The 26,634-nt window shown below is 74.2% G+C and carries 23 protein-coding genes; 9 read left to right on the top strand and 14 right to left on the bottom strand.

The window, feature by feature from the left end; all coding sequences use genetic code 11:
• Nucleotides 1-19 precede the first annotated feature (19 nt).
• Nucleotides 20-1,369, bottom strand: a complete 1,350-nt coding sequence (locus P3T27_RS26055; protein WP_280682607.1) for an erythromycin esterase family protein — start codon at nt 1,367-1,369, stop codon at nt 20-22.
• A gap of 214 nt (nt 1,370-1,583) precedes the next feature.
• On the opposite strand from P3T27_RS26055, the gene P3T27_RS26050 reads away from it, so the two are divergent.
• Nucleotides 1,584-2,246 carry a DUF6461 domain-containing protein gene (locus tag P3T27_RS26050; protein ID WP_280682606.1) on the top strand — a complete coding sequence of 221 codons (663 nt, stop codon included), beginning with the start codon at nt 1,584-1,586 and terminating at the stop codon, nt 2,244-2,246.
• Nucleotides 2,247-2,316: 70 nt separating this feature from the next.
• Here P3T27_RS26050 and P3T27_RS26045 read toward each other — a convergent pair whose 3' ends face one another.
• The 7 genes from P3T27_RS26045 to P3T27_RS26015 form a co-directional block, all read right to left on the bottom strand.
• On the bottom strand, nt 2,317-2,823 hold the full coding sequence (locus P3T27_RS26045) for a GNAT family N-acetyltransferase (protein WP_280682604.1): 507 nt from the start codon (nt 2,821-2,823) through the stop codon (nt 2,317-2,319).
• A gap of 59 nt (nt 2,824-2,882) precedes the next feature.
• Nucleotides 2,883-4,106, bottom strand: coding sequence for a DUF6596 domain-containing protein (locus tag P3T27_RS26040; protein ID WP_280682603.1), 1,224 nt, complete (start codon nt 4,104-4,106; stop codon nt 2,883-2,885).
• On the bottom strand, nt 4,103-4,474 hold the full coding sequence (locus P3T27_RS26035; protein WP_280682601.1) for a YciI family protein: 372 nt from the start codon (nt 4,472-4,474) through the stop codon (nt 4,103-4,105). The genes P3T27_RS26040 and P3T27_RS26035 overlap by 4 nt, the downstream gene beginning before the upstream one ends.
• Nucleotides 4,475-4,727: 253 nt before the next feature.
• Nucleotides 4,728-5,186, bottom strand: a complete 459-nt coding sequence (locus P3T27_RS26030) for a hypothetical protein (protein WP_280682599.1) — start codon at nt 5,184-5,186, stop codon at nt 4,728-4,730.
• Between the two features lie 97 nt (nt 5,187-5,283).
• Entirely contained in the window at nt 5,284-7,113 is a 1,830-nt protein-coding gene (locus P3T27_RS26025) for an Ig domain-containing protein (protein WP_280682597.1), read from the bottom strand.
• A gap of 567 nt (nt 7,114-7,680) precedes the next feature.
• Complete coding sequence (locus P3T27_RS26020; RefSeq protein WP_280682595.1) at nt 7,681-8,286, bottom strand: hypothetical protein; 606 nt, start codon at nt 8,284-8,286, stop codon at nt 7,681-7,683.
• Nucleotides 8,283-8,651 (bottom strand): PadR family transcriptional regulator, encoded by a 369-nt coding sequence (locus P3T27_RS26015; protein ID WP_280682593.1) that lies wholly within the window; start codon nt 8,649-8,651, stop codon nt 8,283-8,285. Before P3T27_RS26015 ends, P3T27_RS26020 begins: the two co-directional genes overlap by 4 nt.
• A 393-nt stretch (nt 8,652-9,044) precedes the next feature.
• On the opposite strand from P3T27_RS26015, the gene P3T27_RS26010 reads away from it, so the two are divergent.
• From P3T27_RS26010 to P3T27_RS25990, 5 genes are all read left to right on the top strand, one after another.
• Nucleotides 9,045-10,616 (top strand): alpha/beta hydrolase, encoded by a 1,572-nt coding sequence (locus P3T27_RS26010; RefSeq protein WP_280682588.1) that lies wholly within the window; start codon nt 9,045-9,047, stop codon nt 10,614-10,616.
• Nucleotides 10,617-10,686: 70 nt separating this feature from the next.
• Nucleotides 10,687-11,292 (top strand): DsbA family protein, encoded by a 606-nt coding sequence (locus tag P3T27_RS26005; RefSeq protein WP_280682586.1) that lies wholly within the window; start codon nt 10,687-10,689, stop codon nt 11,290-11,292.
• 141 nt (nt 11,293-11,433) lie between these two features.
• Nucleotides 11,434-13,362 (top strand): ATP-dependent zinc metalloprotease FtsH, encoded by a 1,929-nt coding sequence (gene ftsH, locus P3T27_RS26000; protein WP_280682584.1) that lies wholly within the window; start codon nt 11,434-11,436, stop codon nt 13,360-13,362.
• A 131-nt stretch (nt 13,363-13,493) separates the two neighbouring features.
• Entirely contained in the window at nt 13,494-14,327 is an 834-nt protein-coding gene (gene nadE, locus P3T27_RS25995) for an ammonia-dependent NAD(+) synthetase (RefSeq protein WP_280682582.1), read from the top strand.
• A gap of 312 nt (nt 14,328-14,639) precedes the next feature.
• Entirely contained in the window at nt 14,640-15,437 is a 798-nt protein-coding gene (locus P3T27_RS25990) for an SDR family oxidoreductase (protein WP_280682580.1), read from the top strand.
• Between the two features lie 35 nt (nt 15,438-15,472).
• Here P3T27_RS25990 and P3T27_RS25985 read toward each other — a convergent pair whose 3' ends face one another.
• The 4 genes from P3T27_RS25985 to P3T27_RS25970 form a co-directional block, all read right to left on the bottom strand.
• Nucleotides 15,473-16,219 carry a hypothetical protein gene (locus P3T27_RS25985; protein ID WP_280682578.1) on the bottom strand — a complete coding sequence of 249 codons (747 nt, stop codon included), beginning with the start codon at nt 16,217-16,219 and terminating at the stop codon, nt 15,473-15,475.
• A gap of 292 nt (nt 16,220-16,511) precedes the next feature.
• On the bottom strand, nt 16,512-18,230 hold the full coding sequence (locus P3T27_RS25980) for a DUF885 domain-containing protein (protein ID WP_280682576.1): 1,719 nt from the start codon (nt 18,228-18,230) through the stop codon (nt 16,512-16,514).
• 202 nt (nt 18,231-18,432) lie between these two features.
• A complete protein-coding gene (locus P3T27_RS25975) occupies nt 18,433-19,356 on the bottom strand; it encodes an SDR family oxidoreductase (RefSeq protein WP_280682575.1) in 924 nt (307 codons plus the stop codon).
• Between the two features lie 112 nt (nt 19,357-19,468).
• The gene (locus tag P3T27_RS25970; RefSeq protein ID WP_280682573.1) at nt 19,469-19,888 is read right to left on the bottom strand and encodes a DUF5997 family protein; all 420 of its coding nucleotides are present in this window, start codon (nt 19,886-19,888) and stop codon (nt 19,469-19,471) included.
• Nucleotides 19,889-19,955: 67 nt separating this feature from the next.
• Between P3T27_RS25970 and P3T27_RS25965 the strand changes: the two genes are divergently transcribed.
• Entirely contained in the window at nt 19,956-20,756 is an 801-nt protein-coding gene (locus tag P3T27_RS25965) for a LysR family substrate-binding domain-containing protein (protein WP_280682728.1), read from the top strand.
• A gap of 109 nt (nt 20,757-20,865) precedes the next feature.
• Entirely contained in the window at nt 20,866-21,447 is a 582-nt protein-coding gene (locus P3T27_RS25960) for a YetF domain-containing protein (protein ID WP_280682571.1), read from the top strand.
• A 196-nt stretch (nt 21,448-21,643) separates the two neighbouring features.
• On the opposite strand, the gene P3T27_RS25955 is transcribed toward P3T27_RS25960, so the two are convergent.
• Nucleotides 21,644-22,975 carry a cytochrome P450 gene (locus tag P3T27_RS25955; RefSeq protein ID WP_280682569.1) on the bottom strand — a complete coding sequence of 444 codons (1,332 nt, stop codon included), beginning with the start codon at nt 22,973-22,975 and terminating at the stop codon, nt 21,644-21,646.
• A gap of 255 nt (nt 22,976-23,230) precedes the next feature.
• Between P3T27_RS25955 and P3T27_RS25950 the strand changes: the two genes are divergently transcribed.
• Entirely contained in the window at nt 23,231-24,634 is a 1,404-nt protein-coding gene (locus P3T27_RS25950) for an amidase (RefSeq protein ID WP_280682567.1), read from the top strand.
• Nucleotides 24,635-24,669: 35 nt separating this feature from the next.
• On the opposite strand, the gene P3T27_RS25945 is transcribed toward P3T27_RS25950, so the two are convergent.
• Nucleotides 24,670-26,619, bottom strand: coding sequence for an FUSC family protein (locus tag P3T27_RS25945; RefSeq protein ID WP_280682565.1), 1,950 nt, complete (start codon nt 26,617-26,619; stop codon nt 24,670-24,672).
• Between the last annotated feature and the right edge of the window lie 15 nt (nt 26,620-26,634).

The following is a 26,634-nucleotide window of genomic DNA, read 5'->3' as shown; positions in this document are numbered from 1 at the left end:
CGCCGACGGCCGGCGGGGCTCAGAGCTTCCCGGCCTCGCGGACCTGGTGGAGGTGGACGAGCACGTCGTAGGCCTTGCCGAGGGCGAGGGTGGGCAGCGGGTCCTTCGTGAACACCGAGCCGGCCTCGTAGAGCGGGCGGACGCCGTCCAGCCAGGCGCGGGCCGCGGGCGGCGCGGTGCGCAGGTCGGCGTAGTAGTCCTGGTGGCGGACCCGGTCGAGGGTGTACTCGCTCATGTCGGGCGTGGCCGGGGGCACGGTGACCTTGTCCCAGGCGTCGCCGAGGGAGGCGGCCATGGTGAGGAAGGACCCCCGGTCGAAGGTGAACCCGATGGAGAGGTAGTCCCGGCCGAACGCGTCGCGCAGGACGGCGCCCTGCGTCCGGGCGTACATCTCGGGATCGCTGGCCAGGTAGCCGACGTGGCCGTTGTGCGCGGAGAGCAGGATCCGGTGGCCGGTGCGGCGCTGCCACCACGCGGTGTTGTCGGCCATGGCCTGGTCGCGGAGGAGTTCCGCGGCGTTCACCGAGGCCGCGTCGTCGAGGTCGAAGGTGGCGAAGGCGAAGGTCTGGGCGATGACGCGGGCGTGCTGCACGGCCCACTCGTACTCCTCACCGCCGTCGCCCCTGGCGGCGGTGACCAGGTCCAGCGCCTGCTGCGCCCTGGTGGCGTTCTGCCGCCGCTCGGCGACCGGCTTCCCCAGGTACGCGATGGTGTCGTCGAGCGGGCGCAGGCCCTCGTACAGCGCGTCGAGGCGCGGCAGAGCCCGCGGGTCGGCCTTCCGCACGTAGGAGACGACCCGGGCGAAGACCTCGTCGCCGAGCCCGGGCGCGCCGACGTCGTCGCCCATGAAGTGGACCGGGTGCTCGGGGTGATGGCGGTTGTACTCGCGCATCCAGCCGATCAGGCTCACGAACTCCTGGCGCTCCCACGGCGAGTGGGCCATTGTCTCCTCGACGATCCGCCGGGGGTCCCCCTCGCCGCCCTGGAGGTACGCGTCGATCCGCAGGCCCGCCGACCAGCTCATCTCCAGGGCGAAGGTGGTGAAGCCCTTCTCCTGGACGAGGTAGCGGAAGACCCGTTCCTTCATGGCGAAGAACTCGTGCGAGCCGTGCGTGGCCTCGCCGAGGCCGACCACCTTGGCGTCCCCGATCATCGCGCCGAGCGCCCGCAGGTCGTCGGTACGGCCGCCGGGCTCGGTCGACCGCAGCGGGTGCGCGGCCCGCTCCAACGCGCGGACCACCGTGTTCTGTCGGTTGTCCGCCGCCGGTGCGGCGGAGGCCGCCGGGGCCAGCAGGGCGGTGGTGACGGCCGCCGCCGTCGCCGCGATCAGCCCGCGTCGGCCGATCCCCTTGCTGTTCGCCATCGTCATGACCACTCCTCATCGTGGGTATCCCGAAAGGTCGGTAAGGGGATCCTCGGTCGAGGCGGGGCCGCGGCGCACTGGGGCCGGCCGCCGGGTTCGCCGGGGGGATAGCCCCCGCTTCGTGCCGGTGCGCCGAGCGGCCGCCGACTGTCGGTGCCGTCGGTTAGGGTGCGGACCGGCGGCCCGGCCACGGCAGGCCGGCGCGAGGTGAGGGGGCGTCATGACGGGCGGTACCGATGGGGTGGGGGACGGCGACGGCATCCGGTGGCTCGCGGACGCCGGGCGGTCCGTCGGCGGCGTGCTGTTCGCCCGCGGGATCCCGCCGCAGGAGCTCGCCCGCCGGATGGGCGCCGACCCGGCCGCGGCGGCCGGGCCGATCAGCGGCACCGAGGTGTGGGACCTCGACATCGAGGTGTACCGCCCGAGCGACGACGGCGACGGCGTGATCCGGGTCGGCGAGTCCGGCGGCTGGTCCTTCGCGGTCGAGTACGGCGACTCCACCGGCGGTGAACTGCTCACCGAGATAGCCCGCGACGGGGTCGAGGTGGTCCACTTCCGCCCGATGCCGGACCACCCGCCGGCGCTGCTCGACTACGCCCGCGACGGCGCCGTGCTGTGCGGGTTCGGCCTCGCCGAGGAGCGCTGGCGCTGGGGCAGGGAGCCCGACCTGCTGGTGCCCGAGCTGGTCGCCGCGGGCGTCCTGGAGCCCGACGGGATCACCCGCCGCCCCGCGGGCGAGCCGCCCGCGGCCGTCCGCCGACGCACCCTCGGTGCCGTCGAGCGCCGGTTCGGGCTGAGCCTGCCCCGGGCCGTCCTCGGCGAGCTGCGGCTGCCCGCCTACGCGGTGCGCGGCACCCCGGGGATGGAACCGCAGGGTCGCTGAGCCCCGGCGCTGGAACCACGGGGCCGCTGAGGCCGGCGGCGGAGCTGCCGGGCCGTCGAGCTGCGGCGGGTCAGGCGGCCCGGTCGAGCGGCTTGACGAGGAAGACGCAGGGATCCTCGACGTCGTGGTCCACCCCCTGCCGGTCCGTGTAGGACCAGCGGTCGACGTAGCGGACCACCGGACGGTACCCGAGCCGGGCGTACAGCGCCGCGGCCCGGGGATTGTCGTGCTCGTCGACGCCGAGACCGATCCGCCCGGCGCCTCCGGCGTGGGCCAGCCGCTCGGCATGACCGATGAGCGCGGTGCCGAAGCCGGTGCCCCGCAGCGGCTCGGCGACGGACAGGCCGTTGATCTCCGGGCAGTGCGGCACGGCGAGTCGGACCTCGGCGGCGGCGCACCCGTTCCAGCGGACCTCGCTGCTTCCGACCGGGATGCCGTCACGCCAGGCGATCAGGTAGGTGCTGCTGCCGGCCGTCTGGCGGGCGAAGCGCTGCGCGTGGAACGACGTCCGGAAGGGCGACGGCAGGTGGGCGTCCAGCAGGGCGACGTCGGCGGAGTGGCACTCGGTGATGAGCATGGTCATCAGGGTCCCGCGCCGGCCGGTCCGACGCCACGGGTTTTGGGCGCGGCGGAAGGTCAGGCCCCCGGGGCCTGTCTCGTTCGGCTCGCCCGGGCCTCCAGGTAGCGCTGCTCGGCGAGGCTGGCGGTGGCCTTCGCGGCGCGGCGGTAGTGCTCGTACGCCCCGGCCGTGTCGCCGGTCTGTTCCAGCAGGTGCGCCCGGACGGACAGCAGCCGGTGATGCCGCGCCATCCGCTCGTCACCGTCCAAGGTGGTCAGCAGGGCCAGCCCGGCCGCCGGGCCCTCGGTCTCGGCGAGTGCGATCGCCCGGTTGAGGGTGACCATCGGGTTGGGCGCGATCCGTTCCAGGATCAGGTAGAGGGCGTGCACCTGCCGCCAGTCGGTCTCCTCGGCGGTGGCCGCGTCGGCGTGCGTGGCGGCGATGGCGGACTGCAACTGGTAGGGCCCCAGCGTTCGGCCGGCCAGCGACTCCTTGACCAGTCCGAGGCCCTCGTCGATCAGCGCGCGGTCCCAGTGCTTGCGGTCCTGCTCGTCCAGCGGCACCAGGTCGCCGGCCGTCGTCGTCCGGGTCTCCCGGCGGGCGTGGGTCAGCAGCATCAGCGCGAGCAGCCCGGTCACCTCACCGTCCTCGGGCAGCTGCGCGTGCACCATCCGGGCCAGCCGGATCGCCTCGTGGGCGAGGTCGGCGCGGTGCAGCTCGGTGCCCGAGGAAGCGGTGTAGCCCTCGTTGAAGATCAGGTAGAGCACGTGCAGGACGACCCGCAGCCGCTCCTCGCGCTCCGCTCCCTCGGGCAGCGCGAACGAGCTGCCGGCCGCCTTGATGCGCTGCTTGGCCCGGCTGATCCGGGCCGCCATCGTGGCCTCCGGGACCAGGAACGCGCGGGCGATCTCGGCGGTGGTCAGGCCGCCGACCGCCCGCAGGGTCAGGGCCGTCTGGGAGGCCGCGGTGAGCGCCGGATGGCAGCACAGGAACAGCAGGACGAGCGTGTCGTCGGTGTCCGGCACGTCCTCGGGCACCACCTCGACGGCCGTCGCCGACTCCCGCTCCCGGCGCGCGTGGTCGCTGCGCAGCTGGTCGATGAGCCGCCGGGACGCGACGGTCACCAGCCACCCGCGCGGGTTGCCCGGCACCCCCTCGGCGGGCCACTGCACGGTGGCGGCGAGGACGGCCTCCTGCACGGCGTCCTCGCACCCCTCGAAGCGGCCGTACCGAGCTACCAGCGTGCCGAGGACCTGCGGCGTGAGCTCACGCAGCAGGTCCTCGAAGCCCCGTGCTGTCATGCCTCCAATTGTCCGTCGGAGAACATGACCTGCCGCACCTCGACACCCAGGCCCTCGATCGCGGCGTCCGGGATCCGCCCCGCCAGTTCGATCGCCCGCTCCTTGTTCTCGCAGTCGATCAGGTAGTAGCCGCCCAGGAACTCCTTGGACTCCAGGAACGGGCCGTCGGTCACCACCGGCTGGCCGTTGCGGACGGTCACCACGGCGGCCTGCGACGGGTCGACCAGGGCCTGCGTGCCGATCAGCTCGCCGGACGCCTTCAGCGCCTCGATGAACGTGCCGTGGCCGGCGCCGATCGCCGCCCTCTCCTCGTCGGTCAGCGCGTCGATCACGGCCGGGTTGATGTGCAGACTGATCAGGAACTTCATCGTGTGCTCCTCGTGGTTCGCGAGCCCGGCTGGGCCCTTCGACCGGCTGGTCCCTTCGACCGGCTGGTCGGAGCCGCCGCCGTCTTCTTGACATCCTCCGCCGGAACGTTCGCATGTTCTTCTCGCAGCGGCGGCATCGCCCGTCAGGTCTCCATGCTTCTGCGGCGGCCACGACGCCGGCTGGGGCCCGGTGAGCACCCGGCGCGCCTGCGTCGCGGACTTCGCGCTGTCCGCCGGCGTCCAGCACTGACCATCAGGCTCCGGCGGCGACCGTCACCGTCACCGTGAAGGTCCGCTGCCCGGGCGGGCAGACCAGCGCCTCGCCGCAGGTGGTGCGGTGCGCGGAGACGTGGGCGGTGCCGGGCGGCCCGGCCAGGAACCCGGCGGTGACCTCGCCGCAGCCGGCCCCCGGGCGGCAGGAGGGGGCGGGGGAGGTGGTGCCGCCGGTGGGGCGCAGGGTCTGCGGCGCGTCGGCGGCGGGAGCGGACCAGTAGGTGCCGGGCAGCTCGATCCGCACGACGGTGCCGGGCGCCACCCGTACGGTCGTGCCGTCGGCGTGCTCGTCGAGCCGCAGCACCGCCGGGCCCGGCGAGGAGCTCGGCGGGGCGCTCGACGGGGTGGCCGGAGGAGCGGTCGGTGGCGGGGACGAGCAGCCCGCCGCCGGGGCGAGCAGGGCGAGCAGGGCGACCGCCGCGCGGGTTCGGGTGGACACGGCTCTCCTTCCGCGGGCAGGTCCTCGGGGCGCGGTGCCGCCGGGGCGGGCCGTGGTGGCCCGCCCCGGCGGCGTCAGGGGCGTGGACGGACGGCCGTCAGGAGACGGTCACGTCGTCGTAGTAGGTGTAGGTCGGGTCGCCCGGGTAGTTGTCGTCCACGTTGGTGAGGGTGAGCGTGTAGCTGTGGCCCGGGGTGACGGTGCCGGAGGCGGACTTCCAGCCGAGGCCGTTGGTGCAGGTCTTGGCGAGCACCGTGGTCGTGGTGTTGGTGGTGTTGTCCTTGAGCGTGGCGGTCGCCCAGTCGTAGGTGACGGTGTCCGGGCAGGTGACGTCGTACCAGAAGGAGACCTTGCTGCTGCCGGTCGGTGCGGTGAAGGTCTGGTTGACCGAGGACGTGGTGGTGGGGTTGGTGGAGCCGACCATCGCGCCGTAGCCGCCGGTGTGCTTGGCGGCGCTGGTGGCGGCGGTGCTGCCGGCGCCGGTCCAGCCGCTCAGGGTGCCGGTCTCGAAGCCGCCGTTGGTGATGCCGCCGCCGCCCGTGCCGTTGACGGTCCAGCCGAAGGAGGCGGAGCCGGTGGCGCCGGTGGTGTCCTTGGCGGTCACGGTGACGCTGGAGGTGCCGGCGGTGGTCGGGGTGCCGCTGATCAGGCCGGAGGCGGAGATGGACAGGCCGGCCGGCAGGCCGCTCGCCGTGTAGCCGAGGGTCTGGCCGGAGGCGCTGTCGGTCGCCGCGACCTGCAGGCTGACGGCCGTACCGGTGGTGCTGGTCTGGGCGCCCGGGTTGGTGACGGTGACGGTGTTGCCGGTCGTGCCGCCGCCGACGATCGGGTGCGACATCTGGCAGCCGCCCGCGCCGCTGTTGAAGTCGTTGGACCAGGTCGACTGCATCGCGAAGTTGCCGGTGGCGAAGCCGACGTTCGCCGAGGCGCCCTGGCCGCTGCTGAGCCAGGCGCACTTGTCGCCGTTCTCGGCGCCGCTGCTGTCCGTCCAGCCGCCGGCCGGGTTCTGGTCGGTGATGGTCTCGGCGTACTCGTGGCCCTCGACGATGGTGACGCCGTCGAGCGTGCCGGCCGAGCCGGCGTTGACGAAGCTCTGGCCGCAGCCGGAGCCCGCGTCGGTCACGTACGGCAGGTTGGTGAACGGCAGTTCGCCGTACGGCGAGGAGACGGCGCCGCCGGTGAGCGTGGTGTCACCGGTGTAGTCGTGCCAGGCGCAGAAGTTGCCGGACGCGGTGTTGAAGCCGTCGGGGGTGGTGCCGGTGGGCGAGACGACGACGTACTGGTTGTTCCGGTTGGCCGCGGCGGTGGTGTTGCCGAAGTGGCCGGACGCCTTGACCGCCTCGGCGCCGATCTGGTTGCCGGTCGCGGAGGCGGGCGCCGCGGCGGAGGTGTCCACCCAGACGCCGGCGAGCGCGCCGCCGGTCGGGTAGGCGACGTGCGCGGAGTTGGCCGGGCAGGTCTGCGAACCCGTCGCGATGCCCTCGCAGTACTGCGTCATGACGCCGGACCAGAGCTCGTTGCCCGCGCCGATGCCCTTGAACAGCTGCTGCAGGCGCGGGGCCATGCCCTTGGCGTCGCCGCTGAGCGTGGTGTTGCCGTTGGCGTCGGTGCCGCTGGTGCCCCATTGGGAGCCCCAGAACACCAGGTAGACGTGCTCCGGTCCGGTGGTCACGCCGATGCTCGGACTGCCTGCGCCGCCACCGTAGTTGAGGTTGTTGGCGGCGGTGAGGTTCGGCGCGGCCTGGTGGCCGCGCAGCGGGACGGCGCCGTGCCGGTACGGGTGGTTCGCCGACGCCGCGGGGGTCGCGGAGCCGTCGGGCTGCGCCTGGGCGGGTGCCGCGGTGAAGCCGGCCGCCGCGAGGGCGAACGCGGCGATGCCGGTGAACGCCGCTCGTCTGGCATGACGGAACGTGGGGGTTCGGCCCATGTGAGGGTTGCCTCTCTCATGCCGACCACCCGGGAGCCGGTGGGCGCCGGGTGGTCGTGAAGGACAGGGAGAGGCCGGAGGCGGTGGGGATGCCTGGGTGACCCGCCGCACAACGGATCACCGGGGGGAAACAGGCCCGCCTCGGCCGCCGAAAGCAAAGCAGTCGCCGGAGAAGTGGGTCAACGGGCCTGACGGTAAAGGGATTCGCCCGGAGTCCCGCGTAATGGAAAAGCCCCCATGTGGCAGGGGTCGCCGGTGGGGGCGTTCAATGTCCGCACACTGTATGGAGGTTCTCGTTCACCGTATGAACCGCCGTGGCCGAAAAAGAATTTGACGGTGAGAAACAGGTAAGACTTTAGCGGCCGGCCGGGGACGCGCACAAGCGCCGGCCTCACGGGATCCGGGATGCTCCGTACGCTACCTCGTGGATCGGCGTCGACACGCTTTCGTGGGGCGTGGGGCCTCGGATCTCCGGGCTTTGACGGTCGGCGGCCGCTCCCCGGTGTCCGGGGAGCGGCCGCCGACCGTATGTGATTGAACCTCAATTGCCGTACGGCGAGTTCTGATTCAAGCGGTGAGTGCGGCGGAGCGCAGCCGGGCGGCGGATCGGGACAGCAGGAACGCCGCGAGCAGGGTGGGGCAGAAGCCGACCGCGCAGGCGACGAGGATGGCGAGCGGGGTCAGGCCGGTCGGGGACATGGCGAGGACGAGGCAGGCCAGCGGCGTGACCAGGACGGGGGAGAGGAGGAGCAGGGTCGCCCGCTTCTTCTCCCGACGGGTCCACTGCGCGGACCTCGCGACCCTGGTCGCGGCGATGACGGCGGCGGCCAGCGCGAGCGCGGGCCCGACGGCGGGGATGAGCAGGAGGGGCATCGCGAGCACCGCGAAGACCAGGGTGAGGGTGGTGCGGCCGCCGCTCTCCGGCTCGGGCCGGGCCCGGACGCCCTCCTCGTCGAGCGCGGCGTCGGCGATCCGGCGGGGGCTGCCCAGCTGCTCCAGGACCTGCCGGACGGTGGCCTCGTCGGCGAGGTCGCACGAGGCCAGCGAGATCTCGACGTGCTCGCGCAGGTCCGCCAGCAGTTCGCGGCGGCGCTCCTCGGGCAGCGGGGCGGTGTAGCGGGCGACCGCGTCCAGGTGGGCGCGGACCAGGGGGTGGGCGGTGGGCTCGTTCACGGGTTCTCTCCCGGGGCCAGGACGTGGTCGACGGTTTCGCGGAAGGCGGGCCACAGCGTGGTGAACTCCTCCAGCGCGCTGCGGCCGGCGTCGGTGAGGGTGTAGTAGCGGCGGGACGGGCCGCTGGCCGAGTCGCGCAGGAAGGTGTCGGCGAGGCCGGCCCGGCGCAGCCGGGACAGCAGCGGGTAGATGGTGCCCTGGCTGGTCGCCAGCATCGGGAACCGGCCGAGTTCCTGCAGCAGCTCCACCCCGTAGCGGGGGCCGTCTCGCAGCAGTGCCAGGACGCAGTACTCCAGCACGCCCTTGCGCAGCTGCGTCGCCACCGGCCCGTCGGCCGTACCGGCGTCGCCGTCGTGGTGTGTCATGCCAGGTACCATGCAATGCAAGATAGCATGCGACACCAGATAGCTGGGCGGCATCGAGTCCCCGGGTGCGGCGCCCGCACTCCGGCCGACGGCCGTCTCGCGTGACGGCGCCTCGTTGCGGGCCTCGTTGCGGGTCTCAGTGCGGGGCCTCGGCACGGGCCGCGCCACGGCTCCGCGCGGCCGTCGGCCGGTTGATCCCTCACCCGGACGGCGGGTGGCAGCCCGAGCGGCGCACGCCCCCCGACCGGGGCTTCCGGCGGGCGTGCCCGCGCTGCCGCCCCTAGGGTCGGTGGTGCGCTGACGGTGCCGAGCGCCGGGGCGTACGCGGCCCCGCCGTCCGCCGGGGCGCGCCCGGCAACCCGAGAGCCGGCAACCCGAGAGGTGGACCGCACCATGCACACCGTCGTTCGCGGCGTCGGCGCGCTCGGCGTGACCGCGCTGCTGCTCGCCTCCGCCACCAGCTGCCAGGGCGACGGCCAGGCCACCGCCGAGGCCGCGCCGACCTCCCCGGCCGCGGCCGGCTCGGCGAGCGGACTGGCCGCCCAGCAGCTCGACTGGCACGCCTGCCCGGCCCCCGGCCCCGCCCAGGGCGGTGGCGCCGCCGCGCCCGCCGCGAACTGGCAGTGCGCCACCCTGAAGGCACCGCTCGACCACGCCCAGCCGGACGGCAAGGCCATCGGCCTGGCCCTGATCCGGAGCCGGGCCACGGACGAGCAGCACCGGATCGGCTCGCTGCTGTTCAACTTCGGCGGCCCCGGCGCCTCCGGCGTCGCCACGCTGCCCGCGCTCGCCGCCACCTACGCCTCCCTCAACACCCGCTACGACCTGGTGAGTTTCGACCCGCGCGGAGTCGGCGCCAGCGACGGGGTGATCTGCCTGGACGACAAGGCGATGGACGCCAACGCCGCCGCCGACGGCACCCCCCAGACCCCTGCCGGGGTGAAGACGCTGGACGAGAACAACGCGCAGTTCACCGCCGCCTGCGAGCACCACTCCGGCCCGGTGCTGCCCTACGTGGACACCGAGAGCGCCGCCAGGGACATGGACCTGATGCGGCAGGTGCTCGGCGACCAGAAGCTCTTCTACTTCGGCATCAGCTACGGCACCCAGCTGGGCGGCGTCTACGCGCACCTCTTCCCGCAGCACGTCGGCCGGGTCGTGCTGGACTCCGTCGTCGACCCGACGAAGGACCCGCAGCAGTCCGCGCTCGGCCAGGCCCAGGGCTTCCAGCTCGCCCTGGAGGACTTCATGAAGGCCTGCGCGACCAAGGACGCCGGCTGCCCGACCGGCAGCGGCGGCGCCCAGGGCACCGCGACGATCACCGCGCTGCTGCAGAAGCTGGAGCAGTCGCCGCTGCCCACCAGCGACGGCCGGCAGCTCACCGAGAGTCTGGCCCTCAACGGCATCGCCGGCGCCCTGTACAGCCAGGACACCTGGCCCGTCCTGGCCGCCGGGCTCACCGAGGCGATGCAGCAGGGCACCGGCAACACGCTGCTCCAGCTCTCCGACGGGCTCCTCGGGCGCAACCAGCAGGGGCAGTACACCAACCTGAACGCCGCCAACCGGGCGATCAGCTGCGTGGACTCCCGGCAGCGCTACTCCGACCAGGACGTCCAACAGCAGCTGCCGCAGTTCCGGACCGCCTCCCCGGTGTTCGGGCCCTTCTCCGCCTGGGGGCTGACCGGCTGCACCGGCTGGCCGGTGCCGGGCAAGACCGACCACCCGGAGGTCGCCGCCGCCGGCGCGGCCCCGATCCTGGTGGTCGGCACCACCGGCGACCCGGCCACCCCGGTCGAGGGCGCCCACGCGATGGCGCAGCAGCTCGGCCCGGGCGTCGGTGTCACCGTCACCCTCCAGGGCGAGGGCCACGGCGGCTACAACACCGGCAACCCGTGCCTGAAGCGGACCGTGGACGCCTACCTGCTGAACGGCACGGTGCCCGCGGGCGGGACCACCTGCAGCTGAGAAGTGGACCACTCCAGTGCCGGCTGATTGGCTCTGGGACGTGGTCCACTCGCCCCCTAGGATCGTCGATGTGACCACCAAAGTCGACTTCTACTTCGATCCGATCTGCCCGTTCGCCTGGATCACCTCCCGGTGGATCCTGGAGGTCGAGCGCCACCGCGAGCTCGACCTCTCCTTCCGGGTGATGAGCCTGTCCGTCCTCAACGAGGGCCGCACCGACCTGCCCGAGCGCTACCAGCGCCTGATGACCACCGGCTGGGGGCCCGTCCGGGTCTGCATCGCCGCCGCCGAGCAGCACGGCGAGCACGTGCTGCGCGACCTGTACACCGAACTCGGCACCCGCCTGCACGACCAGGACCGGCCCGCCGACGAGACCGTCCTCCGGGAGGCCCTGGTCGCGGCCGGACTGCCGGAGGAGCTCGCCGACGCGGCCGACAGCACGGCGTACGACGTCGCGCTGCGCAAGAGCCACCACGAGGGCATGGACCCGGTCGGCGAGGAGGTCGGCACGCCGACCATCCACGTCGACGGCGTCGCCTTCTTCGGGCCGGTGCTGAGCGCCATCCCGCGCGGCGAGGACGCCGTCCGGGTCTTCGAGGGGGTGCGGCTGCTGGCCGGGTACCCGAAGTTCTTCGAGCTCAAGCGGACCCGGACGGACTCGCTCGACTTCTCCTGAGCGGCGGGTTCTCCTGAGGGGCGGATTCGCCCAGGGCCTGTCCGGCCGGACAGGCCCTGGCGCCAGAACCTCCCGTTCCGGCGCCTCAGGCCCGACCATGGAGAGGAAGGCCCGGCGGCGCCGGAGAGGCGGTGAGCGTGGATGATCGCACGAAGTCGGCTGAGTGCCGCCCGCCACCCGGCGACCCCGCCCCCGCCGCCGTCCTCGCCCCCGGAGCAGCCGGGCACCCCCGGCCGCCCGCCGCCGCCCCGGCCCCCCGCCCCCGCGATGCGCCGCTGGCTGCTGCCCGTCGCCGCCCTGGTGACCCTGCTCCTGCTCGTGCTGTTCTCGAACACCGGCTCGACCGGCACCCGCTACGGCTACACCGACTTCCTCAACCGGGTCGGCGCCGGCCAGGTGCAGACCGTGGACATCACCGACACCGGCGGCGTCACCGGCACGCTCAAGGACGGCACGCACTTCACCAGCCAGATCCCGACCGCCCTGAACACCTCCCAGCTCAGCGGCGAGCTCACGAACCAGCACGTGGACGTCACCGGCAGCCGCAGCGGCGGCAGCTCGATCTGGTCCACCCTGCTGCTGTTCCTGCCGCTGCTGGTCTTCGGCGGGCTGTTCCTCTGGTCCGGCCGGATGGCCGCCCGCTCGCTCGGCGGCGGCCTGAGCGCCATCGGCCGCTCCCGCGCCAAGATCATCGAGGCCGAGCGGCCCGCCACCCGCTTCGCCGACGTCGCCGGGTACGAGGGGGTCAAGCAGGAGGTCAGCGAGGTGGTCGACTTCCTGCGCAGCCCCGACCGCTACGCCGCCGCCGGCGCCAAGGGCCCGCGTGGAGTGATCATGGTCGGCCCGCCCGGCACCGGGAAGACCCTGATCGCCCGGGCCGTCGCCGGGGAGGCCGAGGTGCCCTTCCTCTCCGTGACCGGCTCCGGGTTCGTCGAGATGTTCGTCGGCGTCGGCGCCTCCCGCGTCCGCGACCTCTTCGACGAGGCCCGCAAACGCGCACCGTCCATCATCTTCATCGACGAGATCGACGCCGTCGGCGGCCGCCGTGCGGGCGGCACCCGGCTCGGCGGCAACGACGAGCGCGAGCAGACCCTCAACCAGCTGCTCTCCGAGATGGACGGCTTCGACCCGACCACCGGCATCGTCGTCATCGCCGCCACCAACCGTCCGGACGCCCTCGACCCGGCCCTGCTGCGCCCCGGCCGATTCGACCGCCAGGTCACCGTCCCGCTGCCCAACCAGGCGGAACGGGCCGCCATCCTCGCCGTCCACGTCCACGGCAAGACCCTCGCCCCCGACGCCGACCTGAACCGCATCGCCCGCGGCACCCCTGGCTTCTCCGGCGCCGACCTCGCCAACCTCCTCAACGAGGCCGCCATCAACGCCGTCCGCGCCGAACGCGCCACCCTCACGGCCGACGACCTGGACGCCGCCCGTGACCGCGTCCTGCTCGGCCGTCGGGAGTCCTCCAACGCGCTGCTGCCCGAGGAGCGCCAGGCCGTCGCCGTCCACGAGTCCGGGCACGCCCTGGCGGCCGCGCTCTGCGAACACGCCGACCCCGTCGCCAAGGTGACCATCCTCCCGGCGGGCGTCTCCCTCGGTGCGACCGAACAACTCCCCGAAGCGGAGCGGCACCTGTACAGCGAGGGCTACATGACCGACCTGCTCACCGTCCAACTCGGCGGGCGCGCGGCCGAGTTGGTGGTCTTCGGGGAAGGCTCCACCGGTGCCGCCAACGACCTCGCCAACGCCACCGGCGTGGCCACCCGGATGGTCCGGGAATTCGGGCTCTCCCCGGAACTCGGCCCGGTCGGCTACTCCACCGGCTCCGCGCACTACCTCGGCGACAACCCCGAGGACCTGCTCCGCCGCCCCTACTCCGAACAGACCCAGCGCACCGTCGACGAGGCCGTCGCCCGCCTGCTGCGCCACGCCGAGAGCCGCGCCGTCGGCCTGCTCCGCGAACACCGCCACCACCTCGACGAGCTGGCCGCCCTGCTGGTCGCCCAGGAGACCGTCGACGGCGCCGTCGTCCTCGACATCCTGAGCCACCCGGCCCCGGCCTCCTAGCCAGGGCTCGCCAGGGGGGCCACCAGGCGTTTCGGCCCTCTTGATGTTGCTGGAATCACATGCGTCCCGGGTCCTTTTCGGGTGGACACTGTCCGGTGAAGCGAGCCTCGTCCGGCCACCAAGGAGTCGTCATGCCCGAACCCCTGCCCGCCGACCTCCAGCGGGAGATCGCCCGCAGTCTGCGGGTGGCGCCCGTGGCCGACCCGGAGCGGGAGGCCGAGCGCCGGGTCGCCTTCCTCGCCGACCAGCTCCGCGCCGCCGGCGCGCGCACCCTGGTGCTCGGCATCAGCGGCGGCATCGACTCCACCACCGCCGGGCGGCTCTGCCGGCTCGCCGTCGACCGGCTGCGCGCCGCCGGGCACGCGGCCGACTTCTGCGCGATGCGGCTGCCCTACGGCACCCAGGCGGACGAGGCGGACGCCCGCCGCGCGCTCGACTTCATCCAGCCGGACCGGACCCTGACCGTCGACATCAGGCCCGCGACCGACGCCGCCTTCGACGCCCTGACGGCCGCCGGCCTCGCCTTCGCCGACCGCTCGCACGAGGACTTCGTCCGCGGCAACGTCAAGGCCCGCCAGCGGATGGTGGTCCAGTACGCGGTTGCGGGCGCCACTGGTGGCCTGGTCGTCGGCACCGACCACGCCGCCGAGGCGGCCGTCGGCTTCTTCACCAAGTACGGTGACGGCGCCGCCGACCTGATGCCTCTCGACGGTCTGACGAAGCGTCAGGTACGTTCCGTCGCCGAGGTGTTGGGAGCGCCGGCGGACCTCGTCCGGAAGACCCCCACCGCCGACCTCGAAACCCTCGCCCCGGGCCGCCCCGACGAGGACGCCCTCGGTGTGCCCTATGAGGCCCTGGACGACTTCCTGGAGGAGCGGCCGGTGAGCGAGGAGGTCTTCCACGCCGTCCTCGCGCACTACCGCCGCACCGAGCACAAGCGCCGCCCGCCCGTCACGCCCGCGTAGCGACCGACGGCCAGGCCTGACGGCACGAAGAGTTGACGCACCGTCAGGCCTGGCGGGGGGCGGCGGCCGCTGGCGACGCCGGCGGCCACCGTGGCCACGGTGGCGCCCCGGTGACGGCTTGGGCGGGCGGCTGGTTACGGTACGGGGAACAGGGCTCGACTTCGCGGGTCGAAGGGGACGGCATGGACGGGGTGACGTCGCGTCCGGTGGCCCGCCCGGTCGGCGGAGCTGGTGCGCGCCTACGACGACACCGGGACGGGCTGACCCGACCCGCAGAGGCGGGACACGGGGGACGGGTGGGATGTGCAGGGCATGCGGGACGTACGGGAGCAGGAGGACGGGATGACGCAGGACCGGCTCGCGGTGGTGTCGGGCGGCGGCACCGGGATCGGGCGGGCGATCGCCGCCCGGCTGGCCGCCGACGGGCACCGGGTGGTGATCCTGGGCCGTCGGCCGGAGGTGCTGGAGCAGGCCCGGGAGGCGATCGAACGGACCGCCGGCCCGGGCCGGATCGTGCCGCTGGCGGCAGACCTGACCGACCCGGAGGCGGTCGAGGCGGCCGCCGGGCGGATCGCCGCCCTCGGGCCGGTGGACGTGCTGGTGAACAACGCGGGCGCCATCGTGACCCCGCCCGACGGCGACGGCCTGGCCGCCCTGGCCCGGGTCTGGCGGCGGGACCTGGACGCCAACCTGCTCACCGCCGTCCTGCTCACCACCGCGCTGCAGGGACGGCTGCGCCGGCCCGGCGGGCGGCTCGTGGTGATCAGCTCGGCGGCCGCCCAGCGCGGCGGCGCGGGCCCGCACTCGGCCGGCTCGTACGCCGCCGCGAAGGCCGCCCTGCACGGCTGGGCCTTCGGCCTGGCCCGGCAGCTCGGCCCGGACGGGGTCACGGTGAACGTGCTCGCGCCCGGGTACATCGAGGACACCGAGATCTTCGGTGCCGGCTGGAGTGAGGAGTTCCACGCCGGGAAGGTCGCGGACACCCTGGTCGGCCGCGCCGGCACCCCCGCCGACGTGGCGGAGGCGGTCGCCTACCTCGCCTCACCCGCCGCCGGCTACCTGACCGGACAGGTCATCGGCCTCAACGGAGGTGCGGTGCTGGGGCGCTGACGCCATGCCGATGGCCCTGGTCGGGGCGCGAGCGGTCAGTCCCCGTCGGCGTCGGCCGCCGCGGTGGGTGTGCCGCCGGACTTGATGCCGAGCCTGGCCTCGGCGGTGGTCCAGTCGGCGGCGATGGCCTGCTGGACGGCGGCGAGGGTGGCCTGGCCCTTGCAGATCGCGGTGTGCAGGTGCGTCTCCACCGAGTCCTTGGGGTTGTTGGGGCCCTTGCCCGGGACGTGGCCGGGGGAGGGCGGCTCGACCCAGAGGTTGTGCGGGTCGTTGGGGTCGCCGCCGAGCTGCAGGCTGATCAGGTGGTCGTACTCGGCGTCGCCCATCGGTCCGGTGTAGCCGTAGGACTTGGCGTTCTCGGCCTTCTCCTTGCCGGTGATGTTCGCCGGCGGACGGATCGCCGAGGTGTAGCCGCCCGGCTTGCAGATGGTGTCGTTGATGTTGCCCTGGTCGACCGCCGGGCTGATCGCGCCGGGGGTGCAGGTCGGGTCGGGCAGTGGCTGCTTGTCCGCGGTGTAGCGGTACGTGCAGCTGCCGGGCGCGGGCTGCGGCTGGACGTCGTACGAGCTCTTCGGGCCGGGGCCGGTGACGATCGCCGCCGGGGTGGGCGCGGCTCCCGGGGCGGGTGCGACTCCCTGGGTGGGCGCGGCTCCGGGGGTGGGTGCGGCGGAGCCGTGCCCGGTCTGCCGGGCGGTGTGGCCGCCGCCGGACGAGCAGCCTGCGGCTGCGGCGAGCAGGACGGCCGAGGCTATGGCCAGGGCGGCGCGGACGGGAGCCGGCACGGGTTCCTCCAGGTCGGGGCGGTGGGGCGGGCAGGCGGCCGACGGGTCGGCCGGTTGCCGTGCGCCAGCGGACACTACCGTGTCAACGGGGCCGAAGGGGTGACACCACGTCCGGGCGCGGGAGGACCGTGCGGGGCGCGCGGAATCGTTTCCGCGACGCTTCGGGGCCGGGCGGAGCCTGGCGGGGATCGGGCGGAGGTCGACCGGAAGCGACATCGGGCGGAGCAACCCGGCACGACGCTCAGCACCACCCCCGGGCCGAAGAGCTCCCCGGGCGGCACCGCGGGGGCGGCTACTGCGCCGCGATCCAGTCCGAGACCAGCTCGTCCAACACCCCCAGCGGCAGGCTGCCGTGCCCGATCAGCTGGTGGTGGAACTCCCGGATGTCGAACCGCCCGCCCAGCGCGGCCTGCGCGCGCTCGCGGTGCCGGACGAGCTCCCGGCGGCCGATCAGGTACGCGGTGGCCTGGCCGGGCCAGGCGATGTAGCGGTCGATCTCGTTGCGGACGTTGGCCTCGGTGGTGGCCGTGTTGTCCCGCATGAAGGCGATCGCCCGCTCCCGCGACCAGCCGTAGTGGTGCAGGCCGGTGTCCACGACCAGGCGCACGGCCCGCAGCGCGTCGAGCGACAGCATGCCGAAACGGGAGAGGTCGGAGCTGTACAGCCCCATCTCGTCCGCCAGCCGCTCGGTGTACAGGCCCCAGCCCTCGACGTGGGCGGTCAGCTGGCTGTTCGGCCGGCGCCGGAACTCCGGCAGGTGGTGCAGCGTCTGGGCGACGGCGATCTGGAGGTGGTGGCCGGGCACGCTCTCGTGGAAGGCGATCGCCTCGTACTCGTACCGGAACCGGGTCTGCGGGCGCAGGGTGTTGATCCAGTGGGTGCCGGGCAGGCCGCCCGGGCCGGGCGGCTGGTAGTAGGCCAGCGGCGCGGTCTCCGCCTCGATCGGGTCGATCTCCCGGGTCACGCAGTCGACGATCGGGTAGCTGCGGAAGTAGTCGGCCGAGGCGCGGCGGGCGCGTTCCAGCGCGTCGTCGACCAGGGCGATGATCTCCCCGGCGCTGTCGAAGCGCAGCGTGCGGTCCTCGCGCAGCGCGGCGAGCACGGCCTCGGGGCCGGTGATGCCGAGCACCTTGCCGCCCAGCTCGGCGAACTCCTCGCGCAGCACCGCCAGGGTGTCCAGGCCGATCCGGTGGACCTCCTCCGGGGTGAGCCCGGGCCGGGTGAAGCGGGTCACGGCGTCGGCGTAGCCCTCGACGCCGCCGGGCACGTGGCAGACCCCGGCCTCGTCGTCCGGCCGGGCGTCCGCGGACAGCCGCTGGGCCAGCCCGGCCCGGTAGCGGGCCACGGCCGGGCGGACGCCGTCGCGCACGATCACCCCGGCCCGCTCGGCCTCCGGGCGGCCCTGCAGCGGGCGCAGCAGTTGGTCGTCGGCGGGGCCGGTGGCCAGGTAGGCGTCCAGCTGGGTGATGGCGGCGTCGACGCCGCTGCGCAGCGGCCGGCGGCCGGCGGCAGCCGTGTCCAGGAAGCGCTGCAGGACGGCGTCGAAGTAGCCGGGCAGGCCGGCGAGGCGCTCCAGGTAGGAGTCGGCGCCCTCGTGGTCGACGGAGGTCATGATGAGGGAGGTGAAGGCCTCGTTCTGTGGTGCGGTGATGGTCGCCGAGACGCTGAAGTCGGCCAGCCCGTGGGTGATCTGACCGGTGCCGTTGTCGATCAGCCGCCCGAGCACGCGGTGGGTGACCTGGTCGTCGCCGGTCAGCGCGTCCACCGGCAGCGCTGCCAGCCGCGCCCGGAAGCCCGCCAGTACCTCCCGGTGGCGCAGCGCGGCCTCGCGGGACGGGTCGGGCACCTCGTGGGCGTAGCCCTCGACCCCGCTGAGCGTCGCGTCGAACGGGGCGTAGGAGTTCTCGGCGGCGAAGAACTCCGTCGCGAGTGCGGCGAGTGCGGCAGATGTGGCGGATGCGGCGGGGGTGGCCGGCGCGGTGGGTCCGTCTTGGTGCGGCTGGTCGGTCATCGGTCGCTCCCGGGTCCGGTGTGGTCAGTGCGACGAGGGTTCCCTGGGGCGCCCCGGTTGCGCCGATTATTCGGAGTCGGCGGCGACGCGGTCAATACACGGAGCGCTCGATCCATGGAGCGGTCGATCCACGGAGCGGTCAATACGCGGCGCTGGGGCAGGAGTTCCCCCCTGCCCCCAGCGGCACGTCGCCGACCCGCCGTCAGCGGTAGCCCTCCGGGGCGGCCGGCCTGCCCGCGTCCTGTACCTCGACCAGGTAGCGCCAGCAGTCCGGCCGGCTGCCGTCGCGGTCGGTGAAGCCGTACTCCCGGGCCAGCTGCCCGCTGGACAGCGACTGCCCGTTCCACCGGGAGACCCCGGGGTCGGCGGCGAGGGCGGCGACCGCCCGGCCGACGAAGTACGGCGTCTCGGAGATGCCGAAGTGCGGCTCCCGGGCCACGGCGTCGCGCCAGTTCTCCTCGGTGACGCCGAAGTGCTCCAGCATGATCTCGGAGCGCATCCACCCGGGGGTGAGCGCCAGGGCGGTGGCGCCGCGGGGGCCCAGCTCGTGGCCGAGGGAGAAGGCCATCCGCAGCACGGAGGCCTTGGCGAGGTCGTAGAAGAAGGAGTTCCGGTAGGTGGCGCCGTTGTACTCGGCGGTGCCGTCGGTCATCTCGACGACCAGGCCGCCCGGGCGCCGCAGCAGCAGCGGGAGGGCGTGGTGGCTGGTGACGGCGTGCGTCTCCACCGCGAGGCGCAGCAGCCGCAGGCCGTCGTCCAGGTCGTGCTCCCAGACCGGGACGTTCCAGGCGAACAGCTTCTCGCCGCCCCAGATGTCGTTGACCAGGATGTCCAGCCGGCCCTGTTCGGCGTCGATCCGCTGCACCAGGGCGGCCACCTGGGACGGGTCCAGGTGGTCCGTCGGCACCGCGATGCCCCGGCCGCCGGCGGCGGTGACCAGGTCGGCGGTGTCCTCGATGGTCTCCGGGCGGTCGTACTCCGAGCGCCGCTCCCGGGTGCTGCGCCCGGTGACGTACACCGTCGCCCCGGCGGCGCCCAGCTCGACCGCGATGCCCCGCCCCGCGCCCCTGGTCGCGCCTGCGACCAGGGCGATCCGACCGTCCAGTGCCCCTGCGACCCGTGCCATCCGTGAGCTCCCTGCCTGCCGACGACTGTGCCGACGCCCGTTCCACGGACGTCGGCACCATCGTTGCGCAGGGGTCTGACAATCGGGCCCGGACGGCGGCCGGGCGCGGGGGTCAGCCGGCCTTGGCAGCCTTGGCGGCCTGGGCGGCGGCCTCCTTCTCGTGCTTGTCCTTGATCCGGGCGGTCTCCTTGCGGACGTCCACCTGGTTGGCGCGCTCGTGCTGCAGCCAGAGCGGGTTCTCGGCCTTGATCGCCTCGATCTGCTCGGTGGTGAGCGCCTCGGTCACGCCGCCGCGGGCCAGGCCCGAGATGGAGATGCCGAGCTTGGCGGCGACCACCGGGCGCGGGTGCGGGCCGTTCTTGCGCAGGTCCTGGAGCCACTGCGGCGGGTCGGCCTGAAGCGCGCTGAGCTCCTCGCGGGAGACCACACCCTCCTGGAAGCCGGTCGGCGCCGCGTCGAGGTAGATCCCCAGCTTCTTGGCGGCGGTGGCCGGCTTCATGGTCTGGCTGGTCTTCTGCTTGAGCGATGTCATGGTGACAAGGGTAAGGGAGTGCGCGGGCGCCTACGGTCACGGTCGGTAGCCTTGCCCTGTGACAGAGATGCAGGTGAACCCGTCCTTCCGGCTCGCGTACGTCCCGGGCGTGACCCCCGGCAAATGGGTCCGGGTGTGGGCCGAGCGGCTCCCGGACGTCCCGCTCGACCTCCGCGCGCTCTCGGCCGAGGACGGCGAGGCGGCCCTGCGCGAGGGCACCGCGGACGCCGGACTGGTCCGGCTGCCCGTCGACCGGGACGTGCTCAGCGCGATCCCGCTCTACACCGAGACCACCGTCGTGGTCTTCCCCAAGGACCACTTCCTCGCCGCCGCCGAGGAGGCCGAGCTGGGCGACCTCGCCGAGGAGGTGGTGTTCCACCCGCTCGACGACACCCTCGGCTGGCCGGCCGGGCTGCCCGGGCGCCCGGCGATCGACCGCCCGGCCACCACGGCCGACGCGATCGAGCTGGTCGCGGCCAACGTCGGCGTGCTGCTGGTGCCGCAGTCGCTGGCCCGGCTGCACCACCGCCGGGACCTCACCTACCGGCCGGTCGCCGAGGCGCCGCAGTCCCAGGTGGCGCTGGCCTGGCCGCAGGAGCGCACGACGGACCTGGTGGAGGAGTTCATCGGCATCGTCCGGGGCCGTACGGTCAACAGCTCGCGCGGGCGCGGTGCCCAGCCGGCGGAGGAGCCGAAGAAGGCCTCTGCACAGCGCAAGCCCCAGCCGCAGAAGGCCGGCGCACAGAAGGCCGGCGCACAGAAGGCCGGCGCGCAGAAGGGCGGCCCGCAGAAGGGCAAGCCGAGGCCCTCGGCGGGTGGCCGGGGCTCGGCCACCCCCAAGCGCGGCAAGCCGAAGCGCCGTTCGTAGGGCCCCGATCCCGTAGGGCCCAGGTGCTGGCCGGAGCCCGACGGGGCGCGTACCGTCGGGCTCCGGGCGCTGCCCGCCCCATCCGGTCGAGGGGTTGAAGGAGCGGGCCATGTGGCACGACCTGGTGATCGTCCAGATTCCGATCGTGGAGAAGATCCTCCGGACGATCGCGGTCTACGCGTTGATCCTGCTGCTGTTCCGGGTCGCGGGTAAGCGCGGGTTGGCGGGGTTGAACACCTTCGACATGGTGGTCGTCTTCCTGCTGTCCAACGTGGTGCAGAACGCGATCATCGGCAATGACAACAGCCTGCTCGGCGGTGCCATCGGCGCGGTCACGCTGATCGCGGTGAACTCCGCCGTCACCCGCTGGCTGGCCCACGACCCGCGGGCCGCACGGTTGTTGGAGGGCACGCCGACCACCGTGGTGCGCGACGGCGCGCTGGTCCCGGGCGCGCTGCGTGGGCTGGCGCTGCGGGCCTCCGAGATCGAGCACGCCGTCCGCGTCCAGAACGGCGACACCATCCGGGACGTCGCGGTCGGCCGCTTGGAGCCCGACGGTCAGCTGGTGATCACCCTCAAGCCCGACGAGCAGGGCGCCACCCGCGGCGACGTGGAGGACCTGCGGCGTCGGCTGGACACCATCGAGCGCCTGCTCACCACACTGGCGGCCGACCGGTCCAAGGACCGCTGACCCGGGCGGCATCCCAGGGGTCCGGGATCGGAACGGCGGCCTCCGGCCCGGCGGCCGGGGCGGCGTCGGCCGCGACCGAACGTGAATCCGGGCAGGGATACGGCCAGTTGGTGCCGCTGCCGGCGCCGGTGACGCCGGCAGCGGCAGTGCGTCGCGCGGCGGGTGTTCCTGGACGCCGGAACGTACGCCTGGAGTTTCAGCGCGCCCGGCGGGCGAGGGTGGCCGTGAAGGGGCGCGGGGACAGCGAGGCGCTACGGGCCGGGCGGATCCGGCGGCCGGGGGTGGGGATGACGGTCCAGCGGGCGGCGATGGTGGCGATGGCGAGGACGGCCTCGGTGGTGCCGAAGGCGTCGCCGATGCAGCGGCGGGCGCCGAGGCCGAAGGGGGCGTAGGTGCCGGGCACGGGGCGGGCGGTGGTGAGCCAGCGGTCCGGGTCGAAGCGGTCGGGGCAGGTGAACACGTCGGCCCGGCGGTGCAGCAGGTAGGGGCTGTACAGGATGGTGGCGCCGGCCGGGACGCGGTGGCCGCCGAGTTCGGCGTCGGCGGCGACGGTGCGGCTGAGGATCCAGGACGGAGGGTAGAGCCGCAGCGTCTCGGCGACCACGCGGGCGGTGAGCGGCAGCGCGGGCAGGTCCTCGTGGCGGGCGGGGCGGCCGTCGAGCACGGTGTCCAGTTCGCTGTGCAAGCGGTCGCGGAGGGCCGGGTTGGTGGCGAGCAGGGTCCAGGCCCAGGAGAGGGTGGCGGCGGTGGCCTCCATGCCGGCGAGCAGGAAGGTGACCACCTGGTCGTGGATCTCGGCGTCGGAGAGCCCCTGCCCGTCCTCGTCGCGGGCGCTGAGCAGCATGGACAGCAGGTCGTGGTGGTCGGTGCCGGCGGCGCGGTAGTCGGCGATCAGCCGCCGGGTGATCTCCTGCAGGTCCTGCCGGGCGCGGCGGAAGCGGCGGTTCTCCGGGGTGGGAATGCGGTCGGTGCCGGGCAGCGGCAGCATGACGCGCCGGCCGACGCCGCGGGCGATGGTGTCCATGCTGGCGTGGACGGGAAGCGACCCGGCCCGCTCGTGGGCGGCGAACAGGCAGCGGGCCGTCACCGCGGTGGTGAGGCGGTACATCGCGGTGGGGACGTCGACCACGTCGCCGTCGCGCCAGGTGGCGGTGGTGCCGGCGATCTCCTCGGCCATCATCGCGGCGTAGCCGGGCAGCCGGTCACGGTGGAACGCGGGCTGCAGCATACGGCGTTGGCGCCGGTGCGCGGCGGCGGGGCAGGTGGCCAGGCCGTGGCCGAAGACCTCGCGGGCCTTGTCGAGGACGATCCCGCCCTTGTCGTAGGTGCGGTCCTCGGTGAGCAGTCGGCGGACCAGCTCGGGGTGGCAGGCGACGTACGCGTCCAGCGGGCCGAGCCGCAGCCGGACCAGGTCGCCGTGGGCGGGCAGTCCGGCGACGAAAGCGAGCGGGCGGCGGAGGAAGGCGGGGGCGTGGCCGAGCAGGGGGAGGGCGCCGGGGGCGGTGGCCGAGGTGTACTGGGTGGGCACGGGCGTCACCTTGGGGTGGAGGGGAGGACCGGAATGGTTCGCGCTCCCGATCTTTCCCGGAGGCCGTCGGCGAAACGATCTGCGACCGGCGGGCGGGGTGAACGCGGGGGCGCAGGCCGAACGCCCGTGCGCCGTCGGAGCCCGGGGTCCGCGGCTGGGTTTCCGGGGCGACGGGGGGTATCCCCGGGCGCCGCCCCGCCCCTACACTGCGAAGCTCTTGCGAGACTACCGGTCAGTAGGGAATGGGGAGTTCGGATGACCGACGAGCGGGCCCACGGTTTCACCGACGACGCACTCGGCGAGCACGACGCCGTGGCGCTGGCCGCCCTCGTCCGCGCCGGAGAGGTGGCCCCCGCGGAGCTGGCCGCGGCCGCCGCCGCCCGCGCCGCCCAGATCGACGGGACGCTCACCCCCGTCGCCCACGCCTCCTACGACCGGCCGCGGCTGGGCCCGGGCGGCGCCGACGGCCCGCTGTACGGCGTCCCCACCTTCCTCAAGGACAACGTCGACCTGCGCGGGCTGCCGACCACCATGGGCAGCGAGGCCTTCCGGGCCCGCCCGGCCCGGCGCAACGCCCGCTTCACCGACCAGTTCCTCGCCACCGGCCTGGCCGTCCTCGGCAAGACCCGGCTGCCCGAGTTCGGCCTCAACGCCTCCACCGAGTTCGCCACCGCCCAGCCGGTGCGCAACCCCTGGAAGCCCTCGCACTCGGCCGGCGCCTCCTCCGGCGGCTCGGCCGCACTGGTGGCCGCCGGAGTGGTGCCGATCGCGCACGCCAACGACGGCGGCGGGTCGATCCGCATCCCGGCGGCCTGCTGCGGGCTGGTCGGCCTCAAGCCCACCCGGGGCCGCCTGGTCTCCAACGCCCAGGGCGGCAAGCTGCCGATCGACCTCGTCACCGACGGCGTGCTGACCCGCTCGGTCCGCGACACCGCCGCCTTCTTCGCCGCCGCCGAGCGCCACCACCGCAACCCCCGGCTGCCCCCGCTCGGCCTGGTCGAGGGCCCGGGGCGGCGCAGGCTGCGGATCGGACTGGTGACGGACTCGCCGACAGCCACCACCGACGAACCCACCCGTGCGGCCGTCGTGGAGACCGCCGCCCGGCTGTCGGCGCTCGGCCACCACGTGGAGGAGACCACCCTGCCGTTCGGCGAGGAGTTCTCCCGCGACTTCGTCCTGTACTGGGGCTACATCGCCCTCGCCATCGCGCTCAGTGGCCGGCTGATGCTGGACCGCAGCTTCCGGATCAACCGGCTGGACGGCCTGACCACCGGGCTGCGGCGGCTGTACCAGCGGGAGTTCCTGCGCACCCCGGCCGTCCTGCGTCGGCTGCGCCGCGCCGAGGCCGCGTACGCGGGCGTCTTCCGCACCCACGACGTGATCCTCTCCCCGGTGCTCGCCCACACCGCCCCGCCGATCGGCCACCTGAGCCCCAACGTGGCCTTCGACGAGCTGATCGAGCGGCTGCGGCGCTACGTGGCCTTCACCCCGGTCAACAACGTGACCGGTGGGCCCGGCATCGCCCTGCCCACCGGCGCCGCGCCGAGCGGCCTGCCGATCGGCGTCCACCTCTCGGCCGCGCACGGCCAGGAGCGGCTGTTGCTGGAGCTGGCCTTCGAGCTGGAGGCGGACCGGCCCTGGCGGCGGATCCAGGACTGACCGGAACCGGGACCGGCGGGGGGCCAGGGCGGCCCTCAGCCCGACAGCACCGCCCGCGCCGCCCGCACCTCGTGGTGCAGCCGGGCCAGCGCGCAGTCGGGGGAGACGCCGTCCGGCTCGGCCTCGGGCAGCGGTCTGCGGCTGCGCAGCGCCTCGGCCAGGTCGGTCAGCTCCCGGGTCAGGGCACCGACCTCGGCCGGGGACGGTGCCGGCGCGCCGTGCTCCACCCGGACCCGGGTGGCGGTCGTGGTGTCCACGATCCGCTCGACCGCGATCACCAGCGGCCACCAGGCCTCGGCCCGGGCCCCCACCGGTGGCGGCTCGGTGAGCGCTCGCTGGAACTCGCTGCGCACGGCGGACAGGTCCCGGTAGAGCCGCCGCCGGCACCGGGCGCGGGCCGGCTGGTCGATGCCGGGCCCGGTGGTGAAGGCCAGCGAGACGTACGTGGCGGTGTCCGCGACGGCGTCGGCCAGCCGTTCCCCGATCCGGGTGTGCCAGGACTCCGGCCACAGCAGGTAGCCGGCCAGCAGCGAGATGCCGCAGCCGACCAGTGAGTCGTACAGCCGGGGCAGCGCCAGGTGGAAGCCCTGGTGGTTGAGCAGGTCGGAGAGCAGCAGGATCACCGGGGTGATGGCCGCGGTCTGGAACGCGTACCCCTTCGCCGACAGCGCCGGGATGAGCGTCGCCAGCGCCGCCATCACCGGTACGTCCCACCAGCCGTGCGGCACCTCGGCCAGCACGGGGGCGGCGATCAGCAGCCCGGCGGCGGTGCCGAGCGCGCGCAGCACCGCCCGGGAGAACACCGAGCCGAAGTCGGGCTTCATCACGAAGGTGACGGTGAGCGACACCCAGTACGAGCGGGGCACCGCGATCACCGACACCAGGATCTGGGCGGCGCCGATGCACAGCGCCAGCCGCAGCCCGTAGCGCCAGGACGCGCCGGACAGCAGCAGCGCGTGGGCGGCCCGGCGGGCGCGGACCTGCAGCGCGGCGGGCCGGCCGAGCCGGTCGGCGGTGGCGTACGGGTCCGGCGCGGCCTCGTGCGCGACGGCCCAGGCGTGGCCGATCGCCTCCACCAGGGCGCGGGTGGACGGCCCGGCCGGGTCGGGCAGCCAGGGCGGCGGGGCCGGCCCGGTGCGCCCTTGCCCGACGGCCTCGGCGAGTTCGCGCACCGCCGCGGGGTAGGCGGGCGGCAGCGGGCCGTACTCGCGCGGGCGCAGCTGTGCCGCCGAGGCGGCCTCCACCACCGGGACGACGGCGTTGAGTTGGGCGAGCAGCCGCACCAGGGCGGGGGAGCGGCCGTGCCGGCGGGTGCGGCGGGCGAGCAGGAGGTCGTAGGACTGGTTCAGCGACTGGGTGAGCGCCTGCCGCCTGCCGTCGTACCCGGGGGTGCCGGTGGCCTCCAGGAAGGCGGCGACCGCCCGGTAGGTGCCGGCCACTGCGGAGCGTTCCGGCGTCCCGCCGCGCAGCGGCCAGGCGAGCAGGGTGAGGCCGAGCACCACCAGGCCGCCGAGCAGCAGCAGGCAGGACGGCAGCCACCAGGGGGAGGGCAGCGGCAGGCCGGCGCCGACCACCGCGTCGAGGAGCAGGAGCAGTCCGGACACCGAGGCGACCGCGCCGATCGAGGAGATCATGCCGGAGACCAGTGCGACGGCGGTCAGCACGGCGACGGCCGTCCAGCCGGCTCCGTACACGAGGGTGCCGAGCAGGACCCCGAGCGAGCCGAACAGCTGCGGCACGGCGATGTTGAACACCCGCATCCGGTACGCGTCCGCGGTGTCCCCGATGACCCCGGACAGTGCGCCCATCGACACCAGCGCGCCGTACCCGGGCCGCCCGGTGGCGGTGCCGACGGCGAGCGGCGCGGCGAGCGCCACCGAGGCCCGGGCCACCGCCGCCCACGGGATCGGCGCGGCCTTGGGCCGCAGGCTCTCGGTCAGCCAGCTGGGCGGGGCGAGCCGGACGGCTCCGGGGCGGCGTGTCACAGGCCCAACGTACGA

Source organism: Kitasatospora sp. MAA19 (assembly GCF_029894125.1).
In the GTDB taxonomy this organism is placed as follows: domain Bacteria; phylum Actinomycetota; class Actinomycetes; order Streptomycetales; family Streptomycetaceae; genus Kitasatospora.
This window is presented reverse-complemented; position numbering and strand designations above follow the sequence as displayed.